Source organism: Virgibacillus sp. CM-4, assembly GCF_000445495.1.
Lineage (GTDB): Bacteria > Bacillota > Bacilli > Bacillales > Amphibacillaceae > Virgibacillus > Virgibacillus salexigens.
In genome coordinates this window covers 745,844-770,625 of the sequence record NZ_AUQA01000002.1, presented here as the reverse complement: position 1 = coordinate 770,625, position 24,782 = coordinate 745,844, and the positions used below count along the sequence as shown (strand labels likewise).

Here is a 24,782-nt window from a genome sequence, read left to right as displayed (position 1 = left end):
ATGAGGTTTTTAGAAGAAAATATTGTGAAGGTTGGGGTGGAAGCAGCAAATGCAGAAGGTGCTATTGAAGCTGCTGGGGAGCTTTTATTAAAAGAAGGGCACATCGAAAAGTCATACATTGAAGCGATGAAGTATTCCTATAAGGAAAACGGACCTTATTTTGTACTAGCTCCAAGTATTGCGATTCCACATGCCAGACCCGAAGATGGAGTGAATGAAGCTTCTGTTTCACTGGTGCAATTAAAGGATCCAATTGTATTTGGTCACGCTTCGAACGATCCAGTTCGTCTTGTATTTGGTTTAGGTGCATCATCCAGTGAGGAGCATATCACCTTGCTTCGAAAATTAACGGGTCTTCTCAATGATCCGATGAATGTAGAAAAGTTAGCAACTGCAGGAACCTATGAAGAAATAAAAAAAATAGTGGAAATGGGGAGATCGTGATGAAAGTATTGACAGTTTGTGGATTAGGACAAGGTACGAGTTTAATTTTAAAAATGAATGTGGAGCAAGCGTTAGCAGACAAAGGGATTAGTGCAGAGGTGGAACATACCGATGTTTCTACAGCTTCAACAATGGAAGCCGATTATATAATAACGAGTAATGAACTAGCAGAAGGTCTGGTAGGTCATCGTGCTAAAGTTTTCATTGTAAATAACTACTTTGATATGGAAGAAATTAATAAGGCAATTGATGAGAACGTTGTGAGTTAAAACGATATAGGGGGGAACTCGAATGGATGTTATTTTTTGGATTGCGACGAATATTTTTGGACAAGCAGCGATTCTACTTGGATTTATCGTCCTTCTAGGGTTATTACTACAGAAAAAAAGCATGAGCCAGGTCATTAGCGGAACCTTCAAGGCAGTTATTGGGTTTCTAATCATTAGTGCAGGTTCAGGGGTAATTACGGATGCGCTGACGGTTTTTGAACCACTGTGGAAAGAAGTATTTAATTTATCCGCAGAACCACTGGGAGAATTCATGGGGCAAGAAACATTTAATGCTAAATATGGCAGTGCGGTTACATTAGCAATGACTCTAGGATTTGTTATTAACGTTTTATTAGCAAGGTTTACTAGATTTAAATATATCTATTTAACTGGTCATATGATGTTCTGGACAACCACCATCTTTGCAGGAATTGTGGTTCAAACTGCAGGTGATGTTTCATTTGGTAAGCTCGTTATCTTCCTAGCAGTATTTATGGGCTTATATTGGACCATTCAGCCTGCATTGACGCAGCCATTCATGCGGAAGATCATGGGGAATGACAATATTGCGCTGGGTCATACCTCGGCATCGGTATCTTTATTAAGTGCGCTGGCTGGTAAATATTTAGGCAATAAAGAAAATGATTCTGAAAAAATCAAGCTTCCGAAAGGCTTGGAATTTCTAAGAGATTCTAACGTTATTACAGCATTAACAATGGGACTATTATTTTTAATTGGTGCGATTATTATCTCCCTTAAGGATACACCAGGAGCGCAAGCGCTAGTGGAAGCTGCTGGAGATCAGAACTTCATCGTATATTCGATTATTCAGTCATTCACGTTTGCTGCTGGTATTGCTGTGGTGCTATTAGGTGTACGGATGTTCATTGGTGAAATGGTTCCAGCATTTAAAGGGATTGCAACCAAGATCGTACCTGGTGCGAAGCCAGCCTTAGATAGTCCAGTTGTATTTCCATTCGCACCAAATGCTGTCATTTTAGGATTTTTAGGCTCCTTTGTTGGGGCACTAATTTGGTTGATTGTTTTAGGAAATACAGTTAGTTATGTATTTGTGCCAACGATGATTGTACTGTTCTTCCATTCTGCAACTGCAGGCGTATTTGGGAATGCAACCGGTGGTGTAAGAGGTGCTGTTCTAGGTGGATTCATTACCTCCACTGTTGTTGCATGGGGGCAGTTTGTGATGGTGAAAATGCTTCTACCTGACACCGTACCAGATACAGCCATGTGGGCAGCAGATTCAGATATGTTCATTTTAGGCCCGATTATTCGGTTTTTATCGCAACTATTTTTCTAGGTTGGATCCATCAGCGGGGATATAGCATCCCCGTTTTCCAATTGATCTATTAAACTTACATCAGGAGTGATATATATGAGTTTCATTAGAACATTTCATGGTGATATAGCTCCATCAAAATTAGGTTTTACCTATTCACATGAACACATTGTCTGTCGCCCTCCATATTGGGTGGAACAAGAAAACGATGATTTGCTTTTAGATGATAAAGAAAAATCCAAGCAGGATGTGCTAGACTTCAAAAACTTCGGTGGACAAGCAATTGTTGATGCAACTGCAGTGGACTATGGACGTGATGTGCAAGCAGTGAAAGAGATCGCAGAGGAAACGGATGTCACCATTGTGGGTACCGCAGGCTTCAACAAGAGTTTCCTTTGGGACGCGCAAATCCCTGACCACGTAAAAAAAGTAACAGGTGACTATCATACGTATTATGAATGGATAGATGCAACATCTATCAATAAGCTGGCTGATTTTGTTATCTGCGAAATTGAAGAGGGGATGGAAGGTACGAATATACGTGGCGGCCAGGTGAAATTTGGTACAGGCTATAACCGAATAACCCCGTTAGAGGAAAAAACACTACGTGCAGTAGCTCGAGCACATCATGAAACAAAAGCACCATTGCACTCTCATACAGAAGCGGGGACAATGGCTCTGGAACAAATTGAACTACTGAAAAGTGAAGGCGTACATTTAGAACATATTAGCTTCGGTCATATGGATCGTAATCCAGATCCTTACTACCATGAGAAAGTAGCACAAACTGGTGCACTACTTTCCTTTGATGGTATCTCAAAAATTAAGTATGCCCCAGAAAGCACAAGAATTCAATGTATTTTAGAACTGGTTAGAAAAGGGTATGAGGATCAATTATTGGTGAGTGGCGACACAGCAAGAAAATCCTACTACAAACATTATGATTACGGGTTAGGTTTGGAAAATATTATTGGCAAGTGGGTTCCACGTTTTATTGATGAAGCGAATCAGAATGGTTTTGATGGTCAACGATTAATCGAAAAGTTTTTCATCCATAACCCGGCACGTTGCTTTGCATTTAAAAAATAGATGTGAAGTTGCGAGAGTTTTTGTGTAGACATAATCATCGTTTTGGAATGAACCGTTCGGGGGTTATTTCGTTATAAACAATCATTGAAAAATTGGGGGCTTGAGGCATGGTGGAATTCCAAAATGAGAATTCATTTGAAATAAAAGAAAAAATGAATCAATCACAAATTGCTATATTACCAATCGGTGCAGTGGAGGCTCATGGTCCTCACTTACCGCTTGGTACGGATAATTTTCTGGCTGAGCGGTTATCCCAAAAATTGGCGGAACGTGTGAAGGCTTTTGTACTGCCGACATTACCTTATGGTCAGATATGGAGCCTCCGCAACTTTCCGGGAAGTATTAATGTAAGCAACAATTCATTGATCTCCTTTCTCGTTGATATCGGTGAAAGTCTTTATAAACAAGGATTTCGAACATTTGCTATGGTGAATGGGCATTTAGGGAACCAAACAGCATTAAAAGAAGCGGCGCGGGTATTGTACGAATCCTGCCCGGAAATGCGTGTGTTTTATTTCTTTTATCCAGGCATGAACAAGGCGGCAGCTGAAGTCAGAGAGAACAATTCAACCCATAACACTTACTTTCATGCCTGTGAAATCGAAACATCTTACATGCTGTACCTGGCTCCCGAATTCGTTGATATGGACAAGGCGCTTACGGATATTCCAAATATACCAATGCACGCTGATTCCACGCCTACACCTTGGGAGGAGTTTACCGAAACAGCTGTATTAGGAGATGCCAGCCTTGCGACAAAAGAAAAAGGGGAATATATTATCGAAACTGCCTTGGAGAATATGGTTAAGATAATCGAAGCATTCAAAGTGGAGGGGTTATAATGATTCAACAATACTTCAGTGAAATTACTAATTTACTAGCTATTGTCAAAAAAGAAGAACAGGAAGCATTAAATCATGCTGCTAAAAAAGTTGCCGATGTCATTCAAAATGGAGGTATTGTGCATTTATTTGGATGTGGACATTCGCATATCCTAACAGAAGAAGTTTATTATCGAGCAGGGGGATTAGTTCCAATACATCCTATTTTACATGAACCGCTAATGCTTCATGAAGGCGCTGTTCGTTCTTCTATGTTAGAGAGAAAAAATGATTATGCAAAGACATTTATGGAGGAACAGGATATTCGTAAAGGAGACCTTGTAATCGTTATCTCGACATCAGGAAGAAACCCTGTTCCAGTTGATGTGGCTGTTTTGGCTAAAAGCAAAGAGGCCTTTGTTATTGGAATTACCTCCATGGCATATTCATCTAGCCAACCATCACGCCATACAAGTGAACGGCATTTGTTTGATGTAGTGGATCTAGTAATTGATAACCATGCGCCGGTTGGGGATGCACTCTTATCACATGACAAAGTGGAGGTAAACTTTTCTCCTAGCTCCACTGTCATTGGTGCAACCATACTAAATGCCATTTTTGCTGAGTCTATCAAGCAAATGGCAGAAAACGATTATGATCCACCTGTTTTCTTAAGTGGAAATATTGAAGGTGCTGATCAGCAAAATCGAATATTGATTGATACGTATAAGCAACGAATACAACTATAAAGGTACCGTTAATAAAATTTCGTAACGTTGATTTCTTTTTATGTATAACCCCCCGCGTGTCGGGGGTTCATTTTCTTATAAATGAGTCTCTATAAATGCTTGAATTAGGGAAATGGTCTTCTCATTCTCATCATTAAATACGCTGTGACTACTGTTTTCAAGTATGTGGAAGGTACTACCAGGGATTCGTTGATGTATTTCTTGACTTTCACTGACAGGGGTTACCCAGTCGTATCTTCCAGCAATAATTAGAGTTGGACAAGTGATGGTATGTAGATCATCTCTAACATCAAAGTTCTTTAAAAATCCACCGAAGCCCTTGTTGAGTGCTTGATATGACCGTTTCACAGACGGTCTGACTTGTTCTTGATTATCGCTTTTTTTATGGGAATATAGTGAACTCATCGCTTGATAATATGCTTGTAATTCTTGCTCTGATTGGAAACCTCCTTCCCATAATATATTTGCGTAATATTTCTGTTCTTCATTCCCTTGTTCGTTTATGAATTGTTTTGCTTTCTTTATAAATTGATAAGATGGAGAAGTGGTTGCTAATATAAGGCCATTAAGTGAAGTGCCGTGTTGTAAAGCATATTGCATGGCCACCATCCCACCATAGGAATGGCCTAATATCCAGATGCTTTCGAGTCCAAGATATTCTCGTAATGCCTCGATATCAGCAACATTTTGTGTGAGTGTGTAGGTAGCATTGTCCTCTTCAGCTGAATAGCCACAGCCACGTTGATCGATATAGACAAGTTGGACTTCTTTGGTTAATGCATCTAAATGTGGTTTGAAATTTAAATGGGATCCGCCAGGTCCGCCGTGCAAGACAAATACGACAGGCTTTTCTTTGAACTGTCCGTTTTCTAGTGTTAATTGAGCTCCGTCTACATCGAAATAAAGGGTCGTATCGTTAATATTTGCATACATTTTAAGGCTCCTCTCCGATTTTCCGTTTTCTTGGAAGAATATATATAATTAATAATAGTACACCAATTAATAAGCCGATAAGTGTAATCACAATTAAGATCGGCCATACGTTAACAAAATTCACGCCGACAAGGAAAGCAATGTACCCGACAAGAATAATTGATAAGAACACCATATCCTTCTTATTAATCGTCTTATAAATAAATTGTTTTCCTTTTTCGGTCTCCTCTGTAGAAATCAGGCTAGCTATGATTGTTCCAGCAAGTGAGAAAAGAATGCCGATGATGACAGGGTCGATCGTACTACTAGTAATTTGACAATAAATCGTGGCACCAGCTCCAAGTAGTATCCCTGTTGTAGCCCCTTTGGTGTTCGCCCTGCTCCATAATAGCCCCAAGATGATTGGAATGAACGTTGCACCTGCAAATATTTTTTGTGTCAGTAACAATAATTCCATAATGGATGGTGTCCATAGGGCAGCAAAGGTGGATAGAACTCCAATCGTTACTAAGGTCCAACGTGTGATGGAAATGGTATGTTTTTCATTAATCGTTTTTCCTAACCGTTGCTTGTTTTTCTCATAAATATCTCTTGTTACATGAATGCCTGCACCAAGAAGATTCGAGTCGACAGTAGACATACAAGCTCCTAAGATACCCGTTACAATAATGATTCCTATCCATGGGTGAATGACTTCCATTGCTAGTACGGGGAAGATCGTTTCTGCATTACTGATATCAGGAATTAACGCCTTTCCAATCCCCCCGACAAGTGCTAATCCAAACGCCATAAATAATGCTACGAACCAAACCATTAGTAGACTAATACGCTGAATTGTTTTTACGTTTTTCGCCGAATAAACGCGTTGTATTTGCGTTTGACTGATTGTGTTTAAAGGAAGAAAAGTGATGGCCCATGTCATGATCATCATAAATGTTGCACTTTCTGTAAGGCTCATAAAGTTACCACCTAACACTGTTTGCATAACTTCACTACCACTTATGGTTGCGTTCATTAATGTGCTCTCAGGGGAGAGGGCCTGAAGTCCAAATACAATAACAAGGATTAATCCGATAACCATAATAATTGATTGGATCCAATCGGTTAATGCCACCCCCATAAGCCCTCCAAAAGCTGTATACGTAATTGTTACTACAGAAGTAATTAAAATGGCTAATGTCGTATCAATCCCTAAGATAGAATGAAGAATCACTCCTATCCCTAGTATACTTCCTCCTGCTCCGCCAACGAGTGCGACGAGCGAAAATAAGGTGGTAAGAATGGCAACCGAGCTCGAATAACGAAGTGCCATCAAGTCAGGTAGTGTGAAGACTTCAAAGTGCCGGGCTATTTGTCTGATTTTCCCTGATATAAAGAAAAGAACAAAATAGGCTGATCCTGCGGCAACTAATAACCACATCATCGAAAAACCATCATGATAAACCATTCCACTAAATCCCATATATGTGTTCGCACCTACAACTGTGGAAAAGATTGTACTAAATAGTAATCCTGCATTCATCTTGCCGCCAGCAACGTAGAAGTCTGCTCTTGTTTCCTGTTTTTTAGCCACCAATACACCAACTAGAATCATCGCAATTAAATAGACGATTGGAATAATATAGTAACTGTACCAGACCATTTCGTTCCTCCTTATTTCAAAGTTCTAATCATTTCTATGATCGTCGTTAGAATTATATTACTTGCTTGATTGTAGGTAGAGATAATTGTAGTTAAATTTTATCTATTATTCTTAAATTATCTTACTTTTCTTATTTTCATGCTAAACTGATAGGAAGATGTAGTTATGAAGTGAAATTTACTAAAGCATAGGAGATGGATAGAGTGGATGTAAACATCGATAGAATAATGAATCACTTAGATGAAATCGGAAGAATCTCCAGTGGTACAAAAGGCTATACAAGATTGGCATATTCCGAAGAGGAAGATGCAGCTTTACAATGGTTAAAAACGAAGATGGAGGAAAATGGAATACCTACAAAACAGGATAGAGTGGGCAATGTATTTGGGAGAATTGGACAAGCAGACGCTCCTGCATTACTGATGGGTTCTCATTTGGATAGCGTCTTTGAAGGAGGTCTTTATGACGGGGCGCTTGGTGTCGTATTAGGTTTAGAATGTTTATTAAGAATAAAGGAAATCGGAATCAACCTTAATAATCCGGTAGAATTAGTTGCATTTCGTGGTGAAGAAGCAAATGTACTCGGAGGAACGTTTGGAAGCAGGGCATTCGCGGGTTTAATAGAAGAAAGTGAAGCTATAAAAGAAAAATTAGAAGGACTATCATTTGATTGGCAGGATGTTGAATCAGTAAGAAACAGAAAAAAATACCTTTCTTATATGGAATTACATATTGAGCAAGGTTCGGTATTAGAAGCTAATGAAAAACAGATCGGTGTCGTTACTTCTATTGCAGGCATTATTCGTTTTCATGTCACCGTAAAAGGAAAAAGCAGCCATTCTGGAACGACTCCGATGGACATGAGAAGAGACGCTTTATTGTATGCTTCGAAGATTATCCAAGAAGTAAACCAGATTGTCTGCAGATTTGGCGGGGACAACGTGGCTACAGTGGGGGAATTAGATGTTCATCCAAATCAAGCAAACGTAGTACCAGGCCTTGTGAATCTTACAGTAGAAATAAGAGGCAGCAAATTAAATGAAATGAAAATGATCGAAGAGGAGATAAAAGCTTATATAAGAAAGCACTTTGAAGCAGAAACGAGGCAGCTTATTGAGAAAGCGCCGAGTGAACTTTCTCGAGATGTACAAAACAAGATAATCGAAGCCTGTAAAAACAATTTCGTTTCATTTATGTCTATACCTAGTGGCGCCAATCATGATGCAAATTCACTCGTGAATAATATGGAAGTGGGCATGGTTTTCGTACCAAGTAAAGATGGGCTGAGTCACCATCCAGAAGAATTCACCTCTGTAGAAGATATTAAAGTAGGATCAGAAATTATGTTAGAAGTGATAGCGAATTTATGTACTGACTAATGATTTGATATAAGTAAGAGACTGCGAGACTGTAAGCTATCTATATTACAGTATTTTTATTTGATGGTAAACAAAGTTTTTCTTTTAATATAAAATTATTTAAAATAGATAAATAAATTAAACTATTATTTCTTTTCTATAGGAGTGATTACAATGCCGTATAGTTATGTTTCGTATCTTGATTGCCCAAAATGTGGTGAGACGTATGATGTGAACACAGTCCAGCAGCTTTGTACATGTGGAGCACCACTTCTAGTAAATTATGATCTCGAACAACTAAAAGATAATCTAAAGCCAGATGAATTGAAGGATCGGGAGGATTCCTTATGGAGGTATCATGAACTGCTTCCAGTAGCGAATTGTAAGAATGTCATTTCGCTTGGCGAAGGGATGACCCCGCTTGTTGAAATGTCCAAGCTTGGAAGTGAGCTAGGGATAAAGAACTTATATATGAAGGATGAAGGGATTATCCCAACTGGCTCGTTTAAAGCTAGGGGAGCGGCAGTTGGTGTGTCGAAAGCAAAAGAATTAGGTGTGACGGAGCTTGCGATGCCTACTAATGGGAATGCTGGTGCAGCATGGGCTTTGTATGCTGCTAGAGCCGGAATAAAGTCAACGATTGCGATGCCGATAGATGCCCCAGAAATTACTCGAAAGGAGACGGCTGTCTCAGGTGCTAATCTTTACTTAGTGGATGGTTTAATTAGTGATGCTGGAAAGATCATAGGGAAATATGTGAAAGATAACCAGTTATATGATGTATCTACATTGAAAGAGCCGTACCGAATAGAAGGTAAGAAAACGATGGGATTGGAAATAGCAGAACAGATGGACTGGGAAATTCCTGATGTCATTCTTTACCCGACTGGTGGTGGAGTAGGATTAATAGGTATTTATAAAGCATTAAATGAATTGAAAGAGTTAGGATGGATTAAAGGAAAGTTACCTCGATTAGTAGCAGTTCAAGCAGCAGGCTGTGCTCCGATTGTGAAGGCATGGAAGGAAAATAAAACAGAATCCGATTTTTGGCCGAACTCTCAAACAACTGCATTTGGAATAAATGTACCAAAAGCATTGGGTGATTTCTTAGTTTTGGAGGCTATTTATCAAACTGGCGGATGTGCGATCGCTGTAGAAGATGAAGCAATGCTGGAAGAGAAGGATAAAATTTCCAGTATGGAGGGTGCTTTTGTGTGTCCCGAAGGTGCAGCAGCCTTTGCTGCTGTGCGTGACCTACGAAATAATGGTTGGATTCATGATGAAGAGAGCGTCGTCGTTTTAAATACCGGAGCAGGAATAAAATATCCAAATACGGTACAGGTAGAGGTCCCAACGTTAAACAAGGAAGCGAAGATTTGATGTTTTGTATTAGTTAGAGTACTGCCATAAGGAGATGAAATATGTATGTTGGAAATGGAACAATATGTAAACAAGAATCGTCGGGAGTACTTGGATAGTTTATTTACCTTTTTAAGGCAGGAAAGTATTAGTGCCCAAAATATCGGGATGGAAGCATGCTCTGCCATGTTAGTTGAAATGGTAGAAAATTTAGGATTAAATACAAGATTAATAGAAACCGATGGTCATCCTGTTGTCTATGGTGAAAAAATAAAAGATCCGAAACTTTTTACATTATTAATCTATGGTCATTATGATGTGCAGCCACCTGATCCAATAGAGGAATGGAATACGCCTCCTTTTGAACCAACTATAAAGGATGGGAAGATTTTCTGTCGTGGAGCGGGGGACAATAAAGGGCAAATAATGGCACAGCTGCTGGCAATTAAAAGTTACCAGGAAGTGATAGGGGAGTTACCAATCAATATTAAGGTTGTAATTGAAGGGGAAGAGGAAAGTGGCAGTCCTAATCTAGCCAGGTTTGTGGAAGAGCATCAAAAATCACTAAAAGCTGACTTAGTGTACACATCAGATGGTCCCATGCATGATAGTGGCGCTCCCTTTGTATTACTTGGAGTAAGAGGAATGCTGTTTATTGAACTTTTAGCTAAAGGCGCAGAGTGGGACAACCATTCGGGTAATAAAGGGAATATCGCTCCAAATCCTGCTTGGAAATTAATCGATTTATTGCAGACCATGAGAGATCAGAATGGCAACGTCCTCATTGAAGGGTTCTATGATGATTTACGTAAACCAACAGAAAACGAATTGGAATTAATATCTACATTGCCATTTGATCCAAAATCGATTGCTGAAAAGATTGGTTATAAAGAATTTGACATGACCAAAGAAGCGTATTATAAAAAACTAACGTTAGAACCTACTTTTAATATAGCTGGTTTTCATAGTGGTTATGGTGGCGAAGGTGCAAAAACGATTATTCCATCTATTGCAAATGTCAAAATAGATTTTCGATTAGTAGTGGATCAAGATCCGGATGATATTTACCGGAAGATTGAAAAGCATGTAAAAAAATATGCTCCAGATGTAGAAGTTATCAGACATGGCTCCATGAAAGCCTCTCGTACACCTGCAGATTCAAAAGAGGTGGCAATTATTAAAAAAGCGGTAGAAAAATCATATCATCAAAAACCAATTTTACAGCCAAGTCTTGGTGGAAGTTTACCAGATTATGTTTGGACGCAACTATTAGGCGTCCCTTCTGTTGTCGTGCCGTATGCCAACTTTGATGAGGCGAATCACTCTCCAAATGAGAATATAAATGTAGAGAATTTTTTTGATGGAATTATGTGTACATGTCATGTTATACACGAATTAGGAAAGGCGTATGCTTAATTAAATATACAACAAAGTCTTTGAAAAGATTTCCAGGGTTCTTATTTGCATCTTCTTGAATGGTAAATAAGAACTTTTTTGATGCAGAGATAACCTTGCATGATAAAGGGATTACAGTAAAAATGCTTATTTGTCATTCAATTAGAGGAAGATTAAAAATATATTGACTTTTTAAATAGAAGCATGTATTATGTTGAAAAATGTCGAAAAATTACGTTTATCATTTTTTGGCTTTTAATCGAGTTGAAGAGAATGGAGGATATAAATGAAAGATACGCGTAGTTATATTAAACAATACTTAGCAAAAAACAAAGCACTTTTTCAGCGAATTAGTGAATATATCTATCAGCATCCTGAAACAAGATTTGAAGAATATGAATCCTCTAGATTCTTGGCTTCCGAATGTGAGCAAGAAGGATTTATTGTTGAACGAGGAGTAGCTGATATGGAGACTGCTTTTGTTGCAACATACGGGAGCGGCTCGCCAATTATTGGATTCTTAGGTGAATTCGACGCGCTTTCTGGTCTTGGCCAAGAACCAAATGAAACGGAATATAAACCAGTTAAAGTTGATGTAGGCCATGGTTGTGGGCATAATTTGCTTGGTACCGGTTCTTTAGCTGCTGCATTTGCAGTTAAAAGTTATATTGAAGCGAATGGTTTATCTGGTACAGTGAAATTCTTTGGTTGCCCAGGGGAAGAAGGCGGGTCTGGTAAAACATTTATGGTTAGAGAGGGTGTGTTTGATGAGGTAGACGCAGCCTTAACATGGCATCCATCTCCAGCTAACGCAATAATGAGTTTATCGAGTCTTGCTAACTACCAAATAGCATTTAAATTTAAAGGGATCCCATCACACGCAGCTAACTCTCCACATTTAGGAAGAAGTGCATTAGATGCAGTTGAGTTAATGAATGTCGGTGTCAATTATTTGCGTGAGCATATCATACCTGAGGCAAGGCTGCACTATGCCGTGACGAATACAGGGGGAATTTCTCCTAATGTGGTACAGGCTAATGCGGAAGTGTTGTATTTAATTCGTGCCCCTAAAGTTACTCAGGTGGATGAAATTTATCAACGTGTTTGCGAAATCGCTGAAGGTGCAGCTAAAATGACGGGAACAGAGTTGGGAATTAATTTTGATAAAGCTTGTTCTAATTATATTCCCAATCGCAAGCTTGAAAGCCTCCTATATAACCATATGCAGGAGTTAGGAATTGAGCAGCCAACTGATAAGGAGAAGGCATTTGCTGAAAAAATCTGGTCTTCGTTGACAGATGTTGAAAAAGGCGGTTACCTCGAAGTAATAAAAGGATTTGGTTATGGTGGCGATGGCAGTGAATTCGCTGGTAAATATCTCTCCGACTCCATCGCTGAATATGAACCGACGGAAGGAATTCTTCCAGGGTCAACAGATGTTTCGGATGTTAGTTGGGTTGTTCCTACTGCGCAATTAACAGCCTCAACCTCAGCTCTTGGAACACCATTGCATACATGGCAAATGACGAGTCAGGGAATTTCTTCTTATGCTCATAAAGGCATGCTTCGAGCCGCAGGTGCAATGGCATTAACATCTCTTCAGCTTCTGTTAAATCCGTCTGAATTAATTGAAGTGAAGCAAGAATTCCATGCATTTCGAGAAAAACATCCATATCGCTGTCCAATTCCAAACCATGTACAACCTTCCAAACTAGAAGAAGGTTAATAAACAATTAAAAAGATTATCGTTTTTTGAAAGAAATAATGATTTTAAAAGTAAGGAGAGGGGACAGATGAAAACGAGAAAAGGATTTTTTCAGAAATTTTTGAATTATATCGAAATAGTCGGGAATAAATTGCCGGATCCATTTATTTTATTTTCGGTTTTAGCCCTTTTAATTATTATTGCATCTTCTATATTTAGTATGTTTGGTGCATCCGTTATTCATCCGGGTACAGGCGAAGAACTTCAAGTAAAAAACCTGGCGTCTAGTGAAGGTTTGCAATTTATTTTAACATCCATGCTTGAGAATTTTACAGGATTTGCACCCCTTGGTTTAGTCTTAGCGATGATGCTAGGTATTGGTCTCGCAGAAAAAGTTGGAATGCTTGATTATGCCATTAAAAGAACGATTTTAAAATCGCCACCAGCGTTAATTACGTATACCGTAGTGTTTGTTGGTATTCTAGGTAATATCGCTTCAGATGCGGCGATGGTACTCGTTCCGCCGTTAGCTGCTATGGTTTTTTATAAAGTTGGCCGCCACCCTCTTGTAGGTTTAGTTGCTGGTTATGCAGCTGCTGGAGCAGGTTTTACGGCAAACTTATTCATTGCTGGTACGGATGCGCTCTTGTCAGGTATTTCTACAGAAGCTGCGGCGATTATTGATGATAGCGTCGTCGTTACACCCGTCGATAACTGGTACTTCAATATTGTTTCTGTATTTATACTAACCATTGTTGGTGGATTGGTTACCAATAAATTCATTGAACCTAGACTAGGTAAATACAAAGGCGATGCTGTTGAAGCAGACGTTGATGAGGACCCTCCAAAAGCAGGAAAAGCGTTCCGAAATGCGATCATTGCAGCAGTGATCTACTGGGGAATTATTGTCATTGGGATTGCACTTCCAAACAGTCCGCTAAGAAACGAAGAGGGTGGTATCATACCTTCTCCATTTTTAGATGGAATTGTGCCGATTATCTTATTCTTTTTTATAACCATTGGGGTCACGTATGGTATTACCGTTGGCAATATTAAATCCGGTAAGGACATTAGCAAATACATGGGTGAATCGATGAAAGACATGTCGAGTTATATTGTACTCATCTTTGCTATTGCGCAATTTATTGCGTACTTTAACTGGTCAAATATTGGTACATGGGTAGCTGTCAATGGCGCAGAATTCCTTAAAGACATTGAATTTACCGGTATATGGCTTATTATTGGTTATATTATTTTTACTGCATTAATGAACTTCTTGATTACATCTGGTTCGGCAAAATGGGCACTTGAGGCTCCCGTTTTTGTACCGATGTTCATGCAATTAGGTTATCATCCTGCATTTACCCAAGTGGCATATCGTGTTGCAGACTCCTCAACAAATATTGTCACACCACTGATGCCGTATATGGTTATTGTGTTATCATTTATGCAAAAATACGATAAAAAAGCAGGTATTGGCACATTTATATCATTAATGGTCCCTTACTCAATCTGTTTCCTTATTACATGGATCATCTTAATTCTTATCTTCTACTTTGTAGGAATCCCGTTTGGTCCAGGGATTACTCCTTTTCTTTAATACTTTGTCGTATAGCGTAATTAAATAGGATTTAATTAAAATGAAAGGGATGATTATAATATGAGTGAACAATTGGTCGAAAAGTTAGTTCATTGGCGTCGTGATTTTCATCAATTTCCGGAAGTGGGTTTTTTGGAAATGAGGACGGCTTCAATCGTAGCAACAATTCTTGATGAACTCGGGTTTGAGTTACAAATGGGCCGTGAAGTCATGTCAGAAGCTGAATGTATGGGCAAGCCATCTGCCGAAGTGACAAAGGAACATTATCTCTGGGCGCTTGAAAATGGAGCAAATAAAAATTATATGAAGCACTTTTCAGATGGCTACACAGGAATTGTAGCAACACTGGATACGAAAAAACCAGGGCCGACAATCGCCTTTCGATTTGATATGGATGCGTTGGAAATTAATGAATCAAGCTTAGACAGTCATTATCCGATGAAGGAAGGATTCAAGTCGCAGTTGCCGTATCGGATGCATGCATGTGGACATGATGCTCATACCTCTATTGGACTTGGCTTGGCTACGTTAATTGCAGAGAATAAAGATCACTTATCGGGAAAAATAAAATTGATCTTCCAACCGGCAGAAGAAGGCACACGTGGTGCTAAATCAATGACGGAAGCAAAAGTTGTGGATGATGTTGATTATTTTATCGCTTCGCATATTGGAACAGGGGTGCCGCATCATCATTTTGTAGCAGCTAATAATGGCTTTCTTGCCACAACAAAGCAGAACATATCATTTAGCGGAGTAGCTTCACATGCTGGTGGCCGCCCAGAGGAAGGGAAAAATGCACTGCTGGCAGCAGCGGCGGCAGCATTAAACATACATGCGATTTCCCGTCATTCTGATGGGGTGACTAGAATCAATGTAGGAGAGCTCCACGCAGGAACAGGCAGAAATATTATTGCTGACCAAGCCGATTTAAAAGTGGAAACGCGTGGTGAAAATTCTTCGGTTAATGAATATGTGAAGCAGCAAGTAAAACAGATAGTTGCAGGTGCCGCACAGATGTATGGAGTAGATTATCACATGGAGACAGTCGGCGAAGCTATCAGTTGTATTTCATCAAATGAGTTAGCAAACGTTCTTCATGAATGTGCAGAAGCCAAATCTCTTTTCCAAGCAAGTGCAGTAGAGGTAAACGCAGCTGCCGGGTCAGAAGATGCAACCTACTTTATGAAACGTGTTCAAGATAATGGCGGCTTAGCAACGTACTGCATTTTTGGAACCGAGTTAGCTGCTGGCCATCATAATGAAAAATTTGATATTGATGAAAATACTTTACTCCCAGCCGTAGAACTGTTATATGCTTCGATTCTAAGCTTAGAAAAGCATGCACAAATGGTTTAAACCAATTTACAATTAGGAATAACTAAAACGCCATTCCAAAAGAATGGCGTTTTAATCCGGTTCCATATCTTTTCACAGTATAAATTGGTTTAGATGCAAGCGTATCTATGGAAAAATGGTCAGGGAATTTAATGGTAGTGAAAATGATCGGTTTTCGTAAAAGGCGAACATTAATTTATTTTTTTTGATTAATGTTAAGATTTATTTGCTTAACTTGCATGGATTTGCTATATTATTAGAGTAATAAAAAATTAAATATCATACTCGTATATCCTCAGTAATATGGTCTGAGGGTCTCTACCAGGTTCCCACGGAAAGAACCGGACTACGAGTTAAAGTATAAGATTTGTTCGGCTTTTATGCTATTACTTGATATGTTAAATTGCTATATTTATTGCTGATAAATCTTTTCTTTAACTTTTGTAGGTCTGGAAGGTAGAAGTCATTCTATTATTCCGGGCTTTTTTATTGCATCGATTTCGAGTAAATCAAAACAGCGAGGAGAGCGATTTACGATTTATTTCGAGAAAGCAGGACTAATATCAATATAATATTCTATTACACCGAGAGGAGAGACATAATTGAACAGGTCTAATTTAATGGAAAAAATATTTCAATTATCTGCAAATCATACGAATGCAAGAACAGAATTCACTGCAGGATTAACTATTTTCATGACCATGCTTTATGTATTAATTGTTGTACCGGGAATGCTTGAGGGTGCAGGTATACCGAAAGGACCAGTTACAGTAGCTGTTATTCTGATGACGGGTCTAGTAACCATAATAATGGGAGTATACAGTAATCGGCCTTTTGCCTTGGCCCCTGGCCTTGGTTCAGTTGCTTTTCTTTCTGTTACGCTAGTGGTAGCAGAAGGAATACCTTGGCAAGTTGGAATGGGAATGGTATTTATTTCCGGAGTCCTTTTTGTTTTATTTACAATTTTAGGATTAAGACAGCTGATTGTTCGGCTTATACCACCTGCAATTAAACTATCTATCGGTGCAGGAGTAGGGTTATTTATTGCACTCATTGGGTTTCGTAATGCAGGATTAGTAACGGCTAGTGAGAGCGCGAATTCCTTGCAACTTGGAGATATAGGTTCTCCGAACGCAATTTTGGCACTTATCGGATTCTTTATTATGAGTGTATTACTGGCAAGAAATGTTCGGGGTCATCTATTGATTGGAATTATTGCTGTTACCTTAATTGGAATTCCGATGGGGGTTACACAATTGCCTAGTTCTATCTTCTCGCTTCCGGAAAGTGTCGCACCAGTGTTATTCCAATTGGACGTTATGGAAGCGTTGGACGTTTCGTACTTCCCATTTTTGCTTGCTTTTTTTGTACCAGACTTCTTTTCGAGTCTTGGAACAATGCTTGGAGTTGCCGGTAAAGGGAACATGTTAGATAAAAACGGTAATTTACCTCAGATAGATAAACCATTCTCAGTTGATGCGGGTGGCACAGTTTTAGGTTCATTATTTTCAGTTCCTGTGATGACCACCTATGTTGAATCGGCAACTGGTGTTGAGGCTGGAGGACGTACAGGATTAACCGCAGTTTCAACTGGGATTTTATTTTTGCTGACTTTATTTGTTACACCTTTAATCATGATTATTCCAACAGAAGCCACAGCTCCGGCACTAATTCTAGTCGGATTGACAATGCTTTCATCTGTTAGAAACATTAATTTTCAAGATGTGACAGAATCATTACCTGCTTTCATGACAATCGTTATTACCATATTTACCTTTAACTTTGGAAATGGAATTGCTTCTGGGATTATTATATATGTGCTCGTAAAGAGCTTGTCAGGCAGATACAAGGAAGTTCATCCTGGACTATATATTTTACTAATACCACTTATCATTTATTTTATTACATTAGCTGAATGATGAAAAAACCGGAGGGAGAATAATCGTATGTTTTCACGGCAACATATTGTAGCAGCAGCACGTGGTGATGAACGGATGGATACTGTGATTCGAGGAGTTAATCTGGTGAACGTTTTCACGGCAGAGACTTATCCTGCTGATATTGGAATTAAAAAAGACCGTTTTAGTGCAATAGCTCGTTATGAGAATAATAAACCAACCTTTTACATGGAAGGGGATAATGAGGTTGATGCACAAGGTAAATATGCGATACCTGGTTTTATCGATTGTCATGTGCATATTGAAAGCACAATGGTTACACCAGATATGTTTGCGAGAGCAGTACTTCGACATGGCACTACAGTAGCTGTTATTGATCCACATGAAATTGGCAATGTCATGGGTGCTGAAGGGGTAAGCTATATGATAAATGCTAGCAAGGGACTTCCGGTACGAATTCTTACAACAATTCCATCCTGTGTTCCAGCTGTTCCCGGTGTGGAAACAGCTGGGGCAGAATTTGGTCCTGAAGATATTGCAGCATTGTTAGATAATCCTGACGTAGTGGGAATTGCTGAATTAATGGATTATGTAGGTGTTATTAAGCAAAATCCACGAATGGCAGGCATTGTGCAAAAGGGGCTTGATTTTGGTGTACGTAATGAAGGTCATTTGCCAAGGGTTACTGGTCGAGACTTACATGCTTATCTAGCGGCTGGAGTAAACTCTGATCATGAAAGCCGTACAGTAGAAGAAATAGTAGAAAAACTGCGTGCTGGTATGTTGATTTATATTCGGGAATCCAGTGTCAGTCAGTTTGCGGATATAGCGGCAAAGGCATGGGAAATCCTTCCTCACGCTTCTAACATTGCAATGTGCACGGATGATGTAGAACCGAATGATATGTTGAAAAATGGACAAATGAATCGAGTGGTTCGTCGTTGTATTGAAGAAGGAATACCAGCACCACTTGCTATTCGTTATGCCTCGCTAAATGGAGCGATGCGATATGGACTTCATGACCGTGGCGCAATAGCATCCGGATATGTAGCGGATTTTTCTTTGGTAGATTCATTAGAGACAATGCAGATCAATGATGTTTATGTACAAGGGGAACAAATGGTAAAAGATGGAAGAGTCATCACGGATATTACCACTCGTACGCCACCGCTTCGTAAAAATACCGTCCGTCTACCGGAACTTAATGAAAAGGATTTTATTATTCATTCACCAGTGGAAAACGGAACGATAACACTAAATACAATGGAGATGACACCAATTGGAACAACGAAAATAGGTTCTTTAGAGATACAGGTTACAGATGGGGAAATACGTCATTTACCTGAAGAATATGTTTTTGCAACTGTAACTGGACGCCATGGTCAAAATCGTAAACCATTTGTAGGTGTTTTAAAAAATTCAGGGATACGCAGTGGTGCATATGCAACGACCGTAGCTCATGATAGTCATAATTTAGTCGTTGCAGGAAAAAATGCTAGAGACATGCTGATGGCGGCAAAACAACTACAGAAATCTGGCGGAGGACTATGCTTAGTGGAAGATGGAAATGTTATGGCTCAAGTAGATCTGCCAATAGCTGGATTAATGGCAGCGGAACCTATCGAGGAACTGTCTCCAAAAGTAGAGAAATTCAATGAGGTGGCTCAGTCTATGGGAGTGAAGGTGGGTAGACGTTCTCCATCAATGGCGCTATCATCCCTGACATTAACCGTTATCCCTGAAATTCGCATAAGTGATCTAGGCTTAGTAGATGTCAACACCCAACAACTAATTCCGTTATTTAGAGAGGAGTGATGGAAGAGGCCGAAGACTCCCTCTTTTTAATCCTATCCATTAATGGAAATATATCTTTGATACTAGAGGATAGTGTTATATGCTATCCTCTTTTTTCTCATAGGTGTAGGTGGTTCAATGTTGTTTGATTGGACTTATGATAATGCAGATAATATAGTCGACACAGTAAGTCATATTGGTGAAGATATAGTCAATACAGTCGGTATGCTGTAGAAGGATTGTTTGGAATCTAGGTTCTGTATTCAGCTCGTTAAATAAGAAAAGTTTAGGTGATAAATGCATGGGTAATAAATTAATTCCTTTTTATACGGAATATAAAAATACAGATCAGAATCATACTTTATTTTTAGATCATAAATCTAATCGTGTATATAAGGCTTATCATCAAAGGTCAAATAATTTAATTTATATATTAATGTTTGTATTGGTCTTAGCTGTATTGAGGGCAATACAATACTTTCAATTACCTGTAGGAAATCCTATTCTTTTATTAATTGTTGGTTTTTTAATAAGTATTTTTATTGGCATATATTCCTATAAGAAATTTACTTATGAAGCATTCCAAGAGATATTTATTACGCAAAATACGATAGATAATTATATTCAACGAGGCAAGAAAGTTCTAAAAACGGAATTATGGATTGTGATTATCATAGGTTTTTTTCAGTAATATTATCCTTTTTTTTGATAACTCAATCTCTTATATTGTTTGTTTTTATAATGGCGTGCTACTAATAAATGCATTAATGTGTAGATTTCCAAAAGAAAGGTTTAAATTATAAATAAGGTGGTTAATTACATACATATAGTATACTAAAATGTGTTGCCCAATCTATACATGAATTTGTCAGACAAGCAGTTACCAAACCAAACCTTTCACTTTATCACAACCTACACCGCCGTTAATATATGCAGAACTTCTTAATTGTAAGAAGGGGACAGCTGCGATGAAGATTGTGAATCGGGGGATTTTACGTGATGAGGAGCGTCTTTGAATATAGTGAAATGATCAGCCTTGATTACTCTATCTCGTACTTTACACCCGATCCTAAGAGCCACCAATATAGAAGGTTATAAGTGAAAGAAGATTCAAGAACAGATTCTTGAATCTTCTTTTATGCTATCGGGTATTTACAGGACTGTTCATTACGTATTAATGGGAAGTGTAATCTACTAAAACTATCATTCCTCTGTAAAATAGGCAATGGTTGCACGCTCTATTTCTTGAAAATAACTCCTGACAGGGATCGGCTGTAAGGTAACTCGTCTTGCGCTTTCAATTTCCTGATAGTCTAGATGCCAAATGTAGTCTTCTTCCTCTACTGGTAAAAAGAAATGAATATCATCAAATGCAGATTGATCTTTGACGTAACTAGATTTCATAAAAGAAATATTATCGAATTCTTGCCCATTTGCTAACAATGCAGAGACAAATTCGCGTATCGGTTTTGGTTGTTTTTGATCCGCTGCCATTGCTTGTAAAGCAGGGGCAGGGGAGGTATGGAACTCATCAAATAGCTCCTCCGGAAGCTGAATAGGCTGCCATCCATCCACAGAAATCTCTGTATCCTCCATTCGAGCATGCTCTCGAAGCAATTGGCCAATGCCGTCTTTTACACCTAGGAAAGAGAAGTGATGATTGCTTCCATCAATAGACTGAACCAATGTATCTTTTTTGTTGGTCAATAAATGGATAATAAGTACGTTATGATTACGCATATTGATCGTGCGAATCTTCTTCTTGGAATGTACAAGCAGGTACAATAAATCTTCTAATCCTCTTGCAATCCCCGTTTCTTGATTATCATCCCAATATCCCTTATATCCTTTAATTTCTAGGTAAGAGGATGAAGAAAACAGTCTTACGCTGCTTGTTTTATGGGCATATTTTCCTAAATAACATTTCTTAACTCATATAATCACCCATAAAATGGTACTTACTACTCTACAAGCAATCCATCTTTTTAAGTACCATATTACTATATGGGAATTTCTTTATTTCCACTCTAATAAGCAATACGGATTACGTATTTAGAAATAGTAGGTGATCAATGTGGAATTAAATTTACATAAGTTAAACTCGGAGCTTTTGGAGCTTCAACGTCTCATCGGTATAGCCAACTTAAGATTAGAAGAAAAAAATGAAGAATTAAGACGGTTAAATAGTGCTTTATCCCAATTACAACTGAATAAAAGTGATTTTAATAGGACAAAAAGCATCTGTATAGAACCAGAATTCACAACGAAAACGCTTCATGGTAATAATGCCACTAAAATACATAACTTCAGAGAAAATGAATTACAAGTGAGCTTCTCAGCGATTTCCGATAAAGATATTAGTGATGCGGAGAATCGAATCATAGTACAAATCAATCAGATAAAACAAGAGATTTATGTAATAGAAAGCAATATCTCATCGATGGAAACACAGCACACAAATGTAAACAGACAAAAGCGTGAGGTGGAAAATCAATCATGAGTGAAGAAATTAAACTCCAACAAACCCCTGTGGAGAATGGAATTGCAGAATTACGAGCTTCTATCCAAGAGCTGAATACATCTTTCGCACGGGAAATTGATGGAGAAAATCAGCTTCGGATGCTACGATCGTTTAATGAAATAAAAAGGGAATATGAGGAACTGTTAAATCAATTTGAGGCATTATTTGTTGCTAATGTAAATGCGACTGAAAAAGCCATCACAAAACTTCAAGAGACTGAACAACAAGTGGCGAATGATATTAAGCTGAAATAAGCGTCAGATCGCATAGCTAACAGCATTGGCATGAGGTATAATTAGAAAGGAGGTTCTCTCTTGAAAGTTTTAGATGTTCATCGTGTGCAGTCTGGAATTGATTATGCTGTAAAAGATATTGAATCCCTTTATGGCCGAATATCTTCTATTCAACGTGCAGTCAGGGATTTCTATTGTCTCGATGATGCATTAAAGGGAAAAGCAGGAGATGCAATGCGGACATTCTATAATGAGTGTCATCAGCCTTTCCTTATCTTCTTGTATCAATCTTTGGTAGACTATCAGAATACATTAGTAGATATGAAACAAGCGATTGGTACATATGAATCTAATACAAATGGCTTTATTGATCAGGGATTTCTAGAAAATGAAGTGGACCCAAGCTTGGATATAGTGAAGACAAAAACGATCGAGTTAACCAATGAAGCGAACCATATTCTAGGAAGTGTGCAGGATATAGTCGCTATTCCTAAGATTGATGAATCTCGAGTGGTTGAAGATGTTCAACGCGAAAAACAAATGATTCAAGATGTAGTGGAAGGGTTGCATCGATTAGATGACTATGAAACCTCTCAGCTTGAACAAACAAAAGTAGATTTACATAAAATGAGAAATTACATATCTGAGCTTAGTTCCAAATTCGACAGTGGCGATTTGTCGGTACAAGATTTCAATATAAATGCCGTCAATGGCATTGCTGCTTATCAATCTATCAAGAATAGTAATTCAAAAAATGGAAAAGAAACAGCAGAAGTTATAAACTTGTATTCTATTAAGAACTTGCCACTATATGAAATTGAAAAAGCGAAGAATGAATCGTTGAAAGATATGGATGAGTTATCACAAGTAATCTTGAATAACTCGTATAAGGACTTAGAAAATGGAGTAATTGATAGAGAACAATATTACACAAATTTATCTGTACTTGAAAAATTAAAAGGTGATTTAAGTGAAGATGAATTAAAAGAAGATGTACCTGACAGCTTTCTTGGCTATTTAAAAGGTAATGTTGAAAAAATAGGTACGAATTTAGGTGTAGATATTACTGCTACGACTCTTCAACAAGTAGGCTATGGAACAACTAAATTTGGTGGTTTGATAAACATAATTAGTGGTATACATGGACCTTCAGGAAGTAATTCCTTTGTAATGATCAATAAAAGAACAGCAAGATTATCCAACTCTTTTATTAAAAACGGCGAGAATATACGTACGGCAGGAAAAGTTTTAGGTCGTGGTTTTATGGCAGCTGGTTTTGGTGTTGGTATCTATGTGGATTTAGCGCATAAGGATAAGACTGTAGGAGAAGCGATTTCTCATAACTCAGCGGCTTTAGGAGTGGGGGTAGTTGCGAATATAGGAGGAACAGCTGCAACGGCCTTCTTACTTGGTTCAAATCCAGCTGGTTGGGCTGTACTAGGTGGTATAGCTGCGGGTACATTTGCTACAACTGCGTTTAATTTTGTTTATGATAATAATTTTTTGGGGCTTCAAGATGGTTTAGATACAGTGGGGAAAAAGTTAGATGATATGGGAGAAAAAATTAACGAAACATTTGATAGTACAATGGAAAACGCAGGTGAGGCTATACAGAGTGGTCTAAATGCTTTAAATCCAATGAACTGGGGATGGTGATCATTCTATGAAATGTGAGATTCAACGTGTAAATAAAAACATAAGATATAGAATTCTATCAATTAATAATAATGATTATTACCTTGTAGATATGGGGCAATCATTATGGAAAATATTATTTCCTTTTTTGTTTTGGATTTTCCCACATACCGTATATAAAATTGACGATGAAGATATGTTGAGAAATATACAAGCTCCTGAATTAAAACAAGCAAAAACCAATTACTTTAGTATATTAGGAGCAGGTATCTCCATATTATTAGCTAATCTTTTACGACCTTTAATGGATTATTTTAATATTCAAAGTTCCACATTAGTGAACTCTATTATTCTTATCGTTGTGTTAATAATAGCTTTTTTACTCCGTTTTTATATAAGTAATATGAATAAGAAAAATCTATATAAAGTTGCTAAAACCGAGCAGTTATCAACTGATAGATTATGGATCAGACCAAAATCAACGAAGTATTGTTTTCAATATTTATTTTTTTATCTATTCTTCTTAGGATTTACACTAATAAGTTTTGTTGCATTTATTGAATACGGGAATGTAATGATGCTATTCTTTGCAACCGTTTTTTTGTTTCTTTTATTCATTGGTAGTGGCATGACAGTAATAGATGGAAATACAACAGTGAAATTTAAAGATGATAAAAAGGCAGTTGGATAGCATTATAATAAAAG

22 protein-coding genes and 1 riboswitch are annotated in these 24,782 nt (G+C 38.1%); of the genes, 19 read left to right on the top strand and 3 right to left on the bottom strand.

Features of this window, described 5'->3' with window-relative positions:
* The 6 genes from M948_RS27275 (at nucleotide 1) to M948_RS27250 (ending at nucleotide 4,669) form a co-directional block, all read left to right on the top strand.
* Nucleotides 1-444: a PTS sugar transporter subunit IIA gene (locus M948_RS27275; RefSeq protein WP_021289582.1), complete on the top strand. Its 444-nt coding sequence runs from the start codon at nucleotides 1-3 to the stop codon at nucleotides 442-444.
* Nucleotides 444-713 (top strand): PTS sugar transporter subunit IIB, encoded by a 270-nt coding sequence (locus tag M948_RS27270; RefSeq protein ID WP_021289581.1) that lies wholly within the window; start codon nucleotides 444-446, stop codon nucleotides 711-713. Before M948_RS27275 ends, M948_RS27270 begins: the two co-directional genes overlap by 1 nt.
* Nucleotides 714-735: 22 nt before the next feature.
* Nucleotides 736-2,031: a PTS ascorbate transporter subunit IIC gene (locus tag M948_RS27265; protein ID WP_021289580.1), complete on the top strand. Its 1,296-nt coding sequence runs from the start codon at nucleotides 736-738 to the stop codon at nucleotides 2,029-2,031.
* A gap of 75 nt (nucleotides 2,032-2,106) precedes the next feature.
* The gene (locus M948_RS27260; RefSeq protein WP_021289579.1) at nucleotides 2,107-3,099 is read left to right on the top strand and encodes a phosphotriesterase family protein; all 993 of its coding nucleotides are present in this window, start codon (nucleotides 2,107-2,109) and stop codon (nucleotides 3,097-3,099) included.
* A gap of 110 nt (nucleotides 3,100-3,209) precedes the next feature.
* Entirely contained in the window at nucleotides 3,210-3,941 is a 732-nt protein-coding gene (locus tag M948_RS27255) for a creatininase family protein (protein WP_031335122.1), read from the top strand.
* Nucleotides 3,941-4,669 carry an SIS domain-containing protein gene (locus M948_RS27250; protein ID WP_021289577.1) on the top strand — a complete coding sequence of 243 codons (729 nt, stop codon included), beginning with the start codon at nucleotides 3,941-3,943 and terminating at the stop codon, nucleotides 4,667-4,669. Before M948_RS27255 ends, M948_RS27250 begins: the two co-directional genes overlap by 1 nt.
* A gap of 75 nt (nucleotides 4,670-4,744) precedes the next feature.
* Here M948_RS27250 and M948_RS27245 read toward each other — a convergent pair whose 3' ends face one another.
* Nucleotides 4,745-5,602 carry an alpha/beta fold hydrolase gene (locus M948_RS27245; RefSeq protein WP_021289576.1) on the bottom strand — a complete coding sequence of 286 codons (858 nt, stop codon included), beginning with the start codon at nucleotides 5,600-5,602 and terminating at the stop codon, nucleotides 4,745-4,747.
* Nucleotide 5,603: 1 nt separating this feature from the next.
* Nucleotides 5,604-7,244, bottom strand: coding sequence for a sodium:solute symporter family protein (locus tag M948_RS27240; RefSeq protein ID WP_021289575.1), 1,641 nt, complete (start codon nucleotides 7,242-7,244; stop codon nucleotides 5,604-5,606).
* A 203-nt stretch (nucleotides 7,245-7,447) separates the two neighbouring features.
* Here M948_RS27240 and M948_RS27235 point away from each other — a divergent pair, with 203 nt between their 5' ends.
* The 9 genes from M948_RS27235 to M948_RS27195 all read left to right on the top strand — a co-directional run bounded on the left by M948_RS27235 (nucleotide 7,448) and on the right by M948_RS27195 (nucleotide 20,379).
* Nucleotides 7,448-8,623, top strand: coding sequence for a Zn-dependent hydrolase (locus M948_RS27235; RefSeq protein ID WP_021289574.1), 1,176 nt, complete (start codon nucleotides 7,448-7,450; stop codon nucleotides 8,621-8,623).
* 153 nt (nucleotides 8,624-8,776) lie between these two features.
* Nucleotides 8,777-9,982, top strand: a complete 1,206-nt coding sequence (locus tag M948_RS27230; protein ID WP_021289573.1) for a threonine synthase — start codon at nucleotides 8,777-8,779, stop codon at nucleotides 9,980-9,982.
* Between the two features lie 45 nt (nucleotides 9,983-10,027).
* Entirely contained in the window at nucleotides 10,028-11,377 is a 1,350-nt protein-coding gene (locus tag M948_RS27225) for a M20/M25/M40 family metallo-hydrolase (protein ID WP_021289572.1), read from the top strand.
* A gap of 265 nt (nucleotides 11,378-11,642) precedes the next feature.
* Nucleotides 11,643-13,082 (top strand): M20 family metallopeptidase, encoded by a 1,440-nt coding sequence (locus M948_RS27220; protein WP_021289571.1) that lies wholly within the window; start codon nucleotides 11,643-11,645, stop codon nucleotides 13,080-13,082.
* 67 nt (nucleotides 13,083-13,149) lie between these two features.
* Nucleotides 13,150-14,661: an AbgT family transporter gene (locus M948_RS27215; RefSeq protein ID WP_021289570.1), complete on the top strand. Its 1,512-nt coding sequence runs from the start codon at nucleotides 13,150-13,152 to the stop codon at nucleotides 14,659-14,661.
* A gap of 60 nt (nucleotides 14,662-14,721) precedes the next feature.
* Complete coding sequence (locus tag M948_RS27210) at nucleotides 14,722-16,017, top strand: amidohydrolase (protein WP_021289569.1); 1,296 nt, start codon at nucleotides 14,722-14,724, stop codon at nucleotides 16,015-16,017.
* Between the two features lie 244 nt (nucleotides 16,018-16,261).
* A riboswitch (purine riboswitch) is annotated at nucleotides 16,262-16,365 on the top strand.
* A gap of 233 nt (nucleotides 16,366-16,598) precedes the next feature.
* Entirely contained in the window at nucleotides 16,599-17,915 is a 1,317-nt protein-coding gene (locus M948_RS27205) for an NCS2 family permease (protein ID WP_021289568.1), read from the top strand.
* A 27-nt stretch (nucleotides 17,916-17,942) separates the two neighbouring features.
* A complete protein-coding gene (locus M948_RS27200; RefSeq protein ID WP_021289567.1) occupies nucleotides 17,943-19,709 on the top strand; it encodes an adenine deaminase in 1,767 nt (588 codons plus the stop codon).
* 280 nt (nucleotides 19,710-19,989) lie between these two features.
* Nucleotides 19,990-20,379: a hypothetical protein gene (locus tag M948_RS27195; RefSeq protein ID WP_021289565.1), complete on the top strand. Its 390-nt coding sequence runs from the start codon at nucleotides 19,990-19,992 to the stop codon at nucleotides 20,377-20,379.
* Nucleotides 20,380-20,891: 512 nt separating this feature from the next.
* Here the strand turns inward: M948_RS27195 and M948_RS27190 are convergent.
* The gene (locus tag M948_RS27190) at nucleotides 20,892-21,428 is read right to left on the bottom strand and encodes a hypothetical protein (protein WP_148530679.1); all 537 of its coding nucleotides are present in this window, start codon (nucleotides 21,426-21,428) and stop codon (nucleotides 20,892-20,894) included.
* 334 nt (nucleotides 21,429-21,762) lie between these two features.
* On the opposite strand from M948_RS27190, the gene M948_RS27185 reads away from it, so the two are divergent.
* The 4 genes from M948_RS27185 to M948_RS27175 are packed head-to-tail and all read left to right on the top strand — an operon-like array spanning nucleotide 21,763 to nucleotide 24,768.
* Nucleotides 21,763-22,188 (top strand): hypothetical protein, encoded by a 426-nt coding sequence (locus M948_RS27185; protein ID WP_021289563.1) that lies wholly within the window; start codon nucleotides 21,763-21,765, stop codon nucleotides 22,186-22,188.
* Entirely contained in the window at nucleotides 22,185-22,463 is a 279-nt protein-coding gene (locus M948_RS27180; RefSeq protein ID WP_021289562.1) for a YwqI/YxiC family protein, read from the top strand. The genes M948_RS27185 and M948_RS27180 overlap by 4 nt, the downstream gene beginning before the upstream one ends.
* Before the next feature lie 60 nt (nucleotides 22,464-22,523).
* Nucleotides 22,524-24,098, top strand: a complete 1,575-nt coding sequence (locus M948_RS42490) for a ribonuclease YeeF family protein (RefSeq protein WP_021289561.1) — start codon at nucleotides 22,524-22,526, stop codon at nucleotides 24,096-24,098.
* Between the two features lie 7 nt (nucleotides 24,099-24,105).
* Complete coding sequence (locus M948_RS27175) at nucleotides 24,106-24,768, top strand: DUF443 family protein (RefSeq protein WP_021289560.1); 663 nt, start codon at nucleotides 24,106-24,108, stop codon at nucleotides 24,766-24,768.
* Nucleotides 24,769-24,782 lie beyond the last annotated feature (14 nt).

Excerpts from the sequence above, each read along its gene's own strand:
- M948_RS27275 (WP_021289582.1), top strand. The coding sequence starts at position 1 with ATGAGGTTTTTAGAAGAAAATATTGTGAAGGTTGGGGTGGAAGCAGCA.
- M948_RS27270 (WP_021289581.1), top strand. The coding sequence starts at position 444 with ATGAAAGTATTGACAGTTTGTGGATTAGGACAAGGTACGAGTTTAATT.
- M948_RS27265 (WP_021289580.1), top strand. The coding sequence starts at position 736 with ATGGATGTTATTTTTTGGATTGCGACGAATATTTTTGGACAAGCAGCG.
- M948_RS27260 (WP_021289579.1), top strand. The coding sequence starts at position 2,107 with ATGAGTTTCATTAGAACATTTCATGGTGATATAGCTCCATCAAAATTA.
- M948_RS27250 (WP_021289577.1), top strand. The coding sequence starts at position 3,941 with ATGATTCAACAATACTTCAGTGAAATTACTAATTTACTAGCTATTGTC.
- M948_RS27245 (WP_021289576.1), bottom strand. The coding sequence starts at position 5,602 with ATGTATGCAAATATTAACGATACGACCCTTTATTTCGATGTAGACGGA.
- M948_RS27240 (WP_021289575.1), bottom strand. The coding sequence starts at position 7,244 with ATGGTCTGGTACAGTTACTATATTATTCCAATCGTCTATTTAATTGCG.
- M948_RS27230 (WP_021289573.1), top strand. The coding sequence starts at position 8,777 with ATGCCGTATAGTTATGTTTCGTATCTTGATTGCCCAAAATGTGGTGAG.
- M948_RS27225 (WP_021289572.1), top strand. The coding sequence starts at position 10,028 with ATGTTGGAAATGGAACAATATGTAAACAAGAATCGTCGGGAGTACTTG.
- M948_RS27220 (WP_021289571.1), top strand. The coding sequence starts at position 11,643 with ATGAAAGATACGCGTAGTTATATTAAACAATACTTAGCAAAAAACAAA.
- M948_RS27215 (WP_021289570.1), top strand. The coding sequence starts at position 13,150 with ATGAAAACGAGAAAAGGATTTTTTCAGAAATTTTTGAATTATATCGAA.
- M948_RS27210 (WP_021289569.1), top strand. The coding sequence starts at position 14,722 with ATGAGTGAACAATTGGTCGAAAAGTTAGTTCATTGGCGTCGTGATTTT.
- M948_RS27200 (WP_021289567.1), top strand. The coding sequence starts at position 17,943 with ATGTTTTCACGGCAACATATTGTAGCAGCAGCACGTGGTGATGAACGG.
- M948_RS27195 (WP_021289565.1), top strand. The coding sequence starts at position 19,990 with ATGGGTAATAAATTAATTCCTTTTTATACGGAATATAAAAATACAGAT.
- M948_RS27190 (WP_148530679.1), bottom strand. The coding sequence starts at position 21,428 with ATGCGTAATCATAACGTACTTATTATCCATTTATTGACCAACAAAAAA.
- M948_RS27180 (WP_021289562.1), top strand. The coding sequence starts at position 22,185 with ATGAGTGAAGAAATTAAACTCCAACAAACCCCTGTGGAGAATGGAATT.
- M948_RS27175 (WP_021289560.1), top strand. The coding sequence starts at position 24,106 with ATGAAATGTGAGATTCAACGTGTAAATAAAAACATAAGATATAGAATT.